The 6,307-nt window shown below is 68.0% G+C and carries 5 protein-coding genes and 2 pseudogenes; 6 read left to right on the forward strand and 1 reads right to left on the reverse strand.

The features are described 5' to 3' along the window. The first annotated feature begins 166 nt into the window (after window positions 1-166). Both IG05_RS43055 and IG05_RS0140510 read left to right on the forward strand, forming a co-directional pair. A pseudogene (locus tag IG05_RS43055) lies at window positions 167-452 on the forward strand (hypothetical protein). A gap of 51 nt (window positions 453-503) precedes the next feature. Continuing rightward, complete coding sequence (locus tag IG05_RS0140510) at window positions 504-812, forward strand: SCO5918 family protein (protein ID WP_030349111.1); 309 nt, start codon at window positions 504-506, stop codon at window positions 810-812. Here IG05_RS0140510 and IG05_RS49805 read toward each other — a convergent pair. Further along, window positions 802-1,210: pseudogene (locus tag IG05_RS49805) on the reverse strand (hypothetical protein). The gene IG05_RS0140510 and the pseudogene IG05_RS49805 sit on opposite strands and share 11 nt — an antisense overlap. 925 nt (window positions 1,211-2,135) lie before the next feature. Here IG05_RS49805 and IG05_RS0140515 point away from each other — a divergent pair. The 4 genes from IG05_RS0140515 (at window position 2,136) to IG05_RS46355 (ending at window position 6,196) form a co-directional block, all read left to right on the forward strand. Continuing rightward, window positions 2,136-2,474, forward strand: coding sequence for a MerR family transcriptional regulator (locus tag IG05_RS0140515; RefSeq protein ID WP_030349112.1), 339 nt, complete (start codon window positions 2,136-2,138; stop codon window positions 2,472-2,474). 244 nt (window positions 2,475-2,718) lie between these two features. Further along, window positions 2,719-2,922, forward strand: a complete 204-nt coding sequence (locus IG05_RS0140520; RefSeq protein WP_030052720.1) for a cold-shock protein — start codon at window positions 2,719-2,721, stop codon at window positions 2,920-2,922. Window positions 2,923-3,883: 961 nt separating this feature from the next. Further along, complete coding sequence (trhA, locus tag IG05_RS0140535) at window positions 3,884-4,669, forward strand: PAQR family membrane homeostasis protein TrhA (RefSeq protein ID WP_420707662.1); 786 nt, start codon at window positions 3,884-3,886, stop codon at window positions 4,667-4,669. Window positions 4,670-5,294: 625 nt separating this feature from the next. Next, window positions 5,295-6,196, forward strand: a protein-coding gene (locus tag IG05_RS46355; RefSeq protein WP_107051517.1) for an IS5 family transposase whose coding sequence is annotated in 2 segments (ribosomal slippage) — window positions 5,295-5,646 and window positions 5,646-6,196 — 903 coding nt in all. Because the reading frame shifts where the segments join, the coding sequence is not laid out codon by codon here. Window positions 6,197-6,307 lie beyond the last annotated feature (111 nt).

Consider the following 6,307-nt stretch of genomic DNA (forward strand, 5'->3'; position numbering starts at 1 on the left):
ATCACCGCACCGGTGGTCGAACGCCCCAAGCGCAGCGCCACCTCCCGAGGCCGCCGCCGCCCCGCCTCGGCGACCAGGCGCACCCCCGTACGCCAGTCCGGCTTCGGCTCGGTGGCCTAGAACTTTCGTGACCGGGAAGCCGGCCCATCTCTGCAGGCGGCACCTTTTGACGCTGATTCAGACGCAGCCCCGCCCGGCGGACGCCAACCCCGCGCACAGGACGGCGGTGGATGTCATGGACGCGGCCGGACCGCAGGTCTGTGACGACATGAGCGTCGAGGTGGCGCGACCGTGTCCGCCTGCGCGACATCCTCGGCGACCACGGATCGTTCACCTCACCCGTGACCACGATGGCCGAAGCCGAGCATGCGATGCGCTCCCGTCGGCTCGGTGTCCTGCCGGTGGTCGACGAGCAAGGCAGCGACCCGGGCATCCTCGCCCTTTTCCGCTGAAACGCCTCGCCCCGGGTCGGACCGTTCTCCCCCTTCTCCCTGTGAGGCCACATGCGCTGCGTCATCGCCCGCTTCCCCTTCGAGCTCACCAAGGGCGGCGTGCTGGAATCGATGAAGGGCATCAAGCCCGAACCGGTCACCGGAGAATCGGTGATCATCGGCCGCCGCCACTACCCCCTCAAGCAAGTTGGCCAAGTCATCACCCGCCAGGACCGCCGTGACTTCAGCGCCGCCGAAGTCCTGCGGGCCATGGCTGCGCTCGGCTTCACCTGCCGCGCCGTTCCCAAGACAGCGCCCCTGGGCATTCTCAGCCCGATGCAGCGCGCCTCCGCGATGCTCGGCACCCCCGTCACGGTCTGACCGGGTTAACAGACACGAGCCGTCGCCTGACCACCAGTGTGGGCCCGACCGGTACGCCGGTCGGGCCCACAGCGTGCAGCGGGTTCCCGTCGCCGTCCCGGTATCTCCCACCCCGTCTCGGGACCCCCAGGGTGCCCTGCGGGATCCGGGCGACATGGAAGTGCAGACGCGTCGGCGGCCCGTCCTTGCTTCGCGGGGGAGCCGAAGACGGCGGTGAATTCGTCCAAGCGGGCGAAATCCGTCAGTACATCCGACCGCCTCTGCCTTCACGTGGCCGCGAGAGCCAATCGACCGGTGATGACAGCGCCACCGGTGACCACGGTCAGGGACTCCGATCGCTCTGGTCGCACTCCACCCGGGGCGCCGACGTCAGCGAGCAACTCGTCAGGCTGCGACATGGGGCGGACCATGTTTGTCGGCCATCCGGCTGCTTGACCGCTGACGCTACGGGCAAGGAAGGCGCTCATTCCGGGATCGTCGAGTGCGACGCGGGGCCTCCTGCCACGCCTCCTGCCACGCTTCGGCCGACCTGCGGGGCGTCCGTCCCGGCCGGTGGTGTTCTCAACGAGACGCAGTGTTGGCCGGCGCCCGCCGACAGTAGCCGCGGCGGAGTCGGCGACGTCACACTCAGCCCGACGTGCCTGAGCGGCGGGGGATCCCTGCGCGCCGGACTGAGCCTCGGAGCTGCTTGAACCAGTCATGGACCGGTCGAGGCGGATCACCTTGTCTTCGAGCGCACGGAAATCTGTGTCAGACAGAGTAGACTTTGTGGTGTCGGTCGGGTTATGTTTCTCTCGTAGCCGAGATCGAGCGAGGCCCGGCAGAGATGAACTGCCGGGCAGCAGTACCGCAGTGGCAGTACCCGTAATGCAGTACCCGGCAGTGAAGTCGGTGGAGCGGTACCCCGGTGAAGGCGTCGGCTGCGGGCGCGCGCACCGGGAGGTTCGGCAGTGGGGTTCCAAGCCGGAGCAGACGCAGGCCGGGCGACGGGGCCGACTGCCGAAGAGTGGCTCTGTTCGAGGCCACCAGCAGTTCGCAGTTTCCGTTAGTGAGTAGTTACTCAAGAGGGAAGAACGGAGGAGCCGAGCGCCATCAGGATCGCCCGGGCAGAAGTCTTGGCCCCGGGTACCGCAGGACATCGATAGTGAGGTGGTCTCCGGTCAGGCAACCGCGATCCCCGCGCCCCCGACAGCTTCTCGGTCGGGTCTGCGGAAACAGAGGGCCGGTGCAGTATCAGGGCCGGCAGATGGTGTAGTAGTTCCTTCGGGGCCCTGGTGCCAGTACGGCGCCAGGGCCCCTCCACGCGTTCCACAGAGAGGTGCAATGACAGCAGACGACGTGTTCGGCCGTCTCGATGACGACGATTACCCCGCCTACACCATGGGCCGGGCCGCCGAGATGCTCGGCACCACCCAGGGCTTCCTGCGCGCCATCGGGGACGCCCGCCTCATCACCCCGCTGCGCTCCGCGGGCGGCCACCGCCGCTACTCCCGCTACCAGCTGCGCATCGCCGCGCGCGCCCGGGAACTCGTCGACCACGGGACTCCCATCGAGGCCGCCTGCCGCATCGTCATCCTCGAGGACCAGCTCGAGGAAGCCCAGCGCCTCAACGCCGAATACCGCCGCGCCACCGAATCGGCGAACCCGACCGCAGCAGCGTGAGACGAGCGTGCCCGTCAGCGTCGACGGGCACCGCACCCACGACCGGTGTGCGGTGTGATCGTTATTTCCTATGGTGACGCGGTGTGTGGGCGTGTAGCGTCTGCGTCAGCTGTCGTGGTTCGGAATTCCCTCTTGCTCACGCCTCTGGTGTGAGCGTTTTGCTGTGCTGTGCCGCAGGGACCAGGGTGATCACCTCCGTCTGCCACATGAGTGGGAGGCGTTCATCGACTGGAAGGCATCAGACATGGCAACGGGAACTGTGAAGTGGTTCAACGCCGAGAAGGGCTTCGGCTTCATCGCCCAGGACGGCGGCGGCCCGGATGTCTTCGCGCACTACTCCGCGATCAACTCCACCGGCTTCCGTGAGCTCCAGGAGGGCCAGGCCGTGACGTTCGACGTCACCCAGGGCCAGAAGGGTCCGCAGGCCGAGAACATCAACCTGGCCTGACCTCGCAGACCTGTCCGAGAGATCGGGCACGCCGCGTCCAGGTGGCCGCCGCCTCTGCGTGCCCTGCCACCCACCCAGACGAAGGCGCCTGCTCTCGTGTTGGGCCGGCAGGATCAGGGGCCGCGCAGCAATGGCTGCGCGGCCCCTGATCTGTGGAGGCCGAGAGCCGGTGCGACTTCGGCCCGGGACGTCCTGACCTCAGTCGCTGCAAGCGTCGTCGGGCACGGGAGCCGCATGTCCTGCGTGGCTGCCGTGCAGCTCCAAGGAGCCGGCGCTCCGACGCTCGTCCAGGCGTCGAGGAAGGCTTCCCGACCCGCCGGGTCGTCCGACCTGCGGTCTGCGTGTGCAGGACGCGCCAGGCGGTGAGTTCGAGATCTCGGGGCCACAGTCCCCCGTTGACCTGTGACTTGAGGTCGGGCAGTTGGTCGGACTCGACGAGGGCCTGACCGATCACCTTCCCGGCCGCGACGCGCTGGGGTGGGGTCGTCTCATCGACGGCCGAGAGGACCTGCTGGGCCAGGGCGGTTGCCTCTCCTGCCAGTGAACGCAGCACCAGCGCCTTGATGTTGCCGGGCAGCGGGTACGCGGGGCCCGACGACCTCCACAGGTCTGACCGGAAGCGTTCCCTTGCCTTGGCGGGGGCAGGCAGCGCGGCCAGCAGCCCGAGGAGATGGCCGGTGGCCGCGTAGCCGTCGCTGGGGTCAGCTGCGACCACCACGATTGCGGCGACGCGCTCGACATCGAGCTGGCCGGCCTCAAGATGCTGAGTCAGGCCCACACTCGGCTTCGGTAGCGCAATTGGCGACAGCGTTTACGGGGCTGGAGTTCACGCGGGGCGAACCGGCCCGGGCTCGGTGGCGTGGCTGTGGACCGACGTCCCGTCATGGGGCCAGGTGAGGTTTCCTAGCATGACCGCATGGTTGCCAGTGACGCCCAGGAGCCCGGGGGAGGACGAGAAGCTGTGTCCCGCGACGCCGCTGAGGTCGAATGTGGTCACGTCGTGTCAGCGCGTGCGGAGCGCCGTGCAGACGGGATACCCGATGAATCACCGGGGGACCATGCGGGGGAGGGGGCTCACTCGATTGCTGCTCTGGTGGATCGGGTGGCCGACCTGGCCGAGCCGATCAAGCCGAGGTTGCGTGGCTGGCTCCATGCCGGAATGGTCCCTGCCGCGCTGATCGCAGGCGTCGTGCTCATCTGCCTGGCCCGTACTCCGCAGGCGGTCCTGGCCTGCGCCGTGTACTCGGTCACCGCCTGGCTGCTGTTCGCGACCAGCGCCATTTACCACCGCGGCACCTGGGGATCGCTCGGCGAGGCTCTTCTGCGACGCCTCGACCACGCCAACATCTTCCTGATCATCGCCGGCACCTGCACGCCCCTGGCCGTGCTCCTCCTCCCGCCGGACCAGCGGTCCGTGCTGCTGTGGATCGTCTGGACGGGAGCGTTGGCCGGCATCGCGTTCCGGGTCCTGTGGGTCGGAGCTCCGCGCTGGCTGTACACCCCGTGCTACCTGGCCCTGGGGTGGGCACCGGTGAGCTACCTGCCCGATTTCCTGCACACCGGCGGAGCGGCCGTAGTGGTCCTGATCGTGGTCGGCGGTCTCCTCTACAGTGCGGGCGCGGTGGTCTACGCCCTCCAGCGGCCCGACCCCGCACCCCGCTGGTTCGGTTTCCACGAGGTCTTCCACGCGCTGACCGTGGTGGCCTTCACTGCGCACTACACCGCCATCTCCCTCGCCACCTACTGACCCTGCGACAGTGTTCCGGTCCGCCGCTCATCGCCCACCGCCCCGCGCATGAAAGCCGTCCGCCGCCCGACCTACAAGTCGACTGCTCCCCAGAGTGTGACGCTACGTAACCAGGTGCCGGGGGGAGAAGCGAGAGGAAGACGAGACAGCGGTCTTGAGCTGACATCGGAGGGTCCCGTGTTCGAGGCGGAAGACATCAGGGATGGCGAGGCCACGACGTGGTCGGCCATCAGCGCCACGGACAGCGAACTGCTCGCGGGGGACGAGAGGAGGTCTTTACGCACCACGAGCCGGCCTACCGAACGGGCGGTGGCCATCGTGCTCGGCATCATCGGAGTGGTGGTGAAGCGCCTGTTCTGCCGGTTGGCCATCGGCGGTGGTTCTGGTCGTCGACTTCGTCCTCCTCGGCCTGCACCTGGCCCGGCGCCGCAGGCGCCTGCCCCGGTGACGCGGTCACCCGGCGCAGACCACCCCGCTTCGCCCGCACAAGAGCCCGCCGAAGCGGGTCTATCGGAGAAGGACCCGATCATCGTCCGGCGAGTGTCAACAACGCTCGTGATCAATACATCTGGAGCGTGTCCGATGGGTCGTGTGACCGGCGGTTGGCGAAAACGTTCCGGCTTGTGTGGGGCGGGGCGATCTCTCTGACGCGCCGTGGGCTCGGTTGGAGCCGCACCTTCCGAAGAACGTGGGACGGGGCGGGCGGTGGAAGTGTCATCGCAAGGTGATCAACGGCATTCTCTTCCGCCAGCGCACCGGCATCCCCTGGCGCGACCTGCCGACGCGCTTGGGGAAGTGGAAGACCTGTCACGACCGGCATCGGCGCTGGGCGGCGGACGACACCTGGGAGAACGTGCTGCGTGCCGTCCAGACCGACGCCGACGCCGAGGAACGTATCGACTGGAACGAGGAACGTATCGACTGGAGCATGGTCGGCATTGACTCGACGACCTGCCGGGCCCATCAGCATGCCGCCTGGCTCGAGGGTGTCCGCCGCGAATTCCAAGGAAACGGATCCTGCCCGCTCAGCATCGCCCCGACGAGGCTCTCGGCCGGTCCGGGGGAGGTCTGACCACGAAAATTCATCTCGTCGGAGACCGCGGCTGCCGGCCCCTGGCGGTGCTGATCACGCCAGGGCAGTGGGGCGACGCACCTCAGTTGATCCCGGTCCTTGAGCGCGTTCGCGTACCACGGCCGGGTGGCGGTCACCCGCGCACCCGGCCGGATCACCTCAGCGGCGATAAGGCGTACTCGTCCCGTCGTATCCGCCGGTACCTGCGCAGGCGCCGGATCAAGCACACCATCCCCGAACCGAGGAACCAGCGGGCCAACAGACAGCACCGTGGCAGCCGGGGCGGTCGGCCCACCGGCTTCGACAAGTCGCTCTACAAGCGCAGGAATGAAGTCGAGCGAACGATCAACGCCCTCAAGGGCTTCCGTGCCGTAGCCACCCGATTCGATAAGAGGGCATACTTCTTCCACGGCACCGTGACCGTCGCAGCCATTCGCCTCGGGCTGCGCTCATGACCCGCCGCACGGCCCTTACAGGGGCTAACACAATGAGGTGGATCGCCGCTGACTGCCGTGTCTGCAGTAGAAGTCGAGCGTTCAACCTGAGTGTGGAGAGCTCGCCGTGGG

The organism is Streptomyces sp. NRRL S-1022, from assembly GCF_000720135.1.
Classification (GTDB): domain Bacteria; phylum Actinomycetota; class Actinomycetes; order Streptomycetales; family Streptomycetaceae; genus Streptomyces.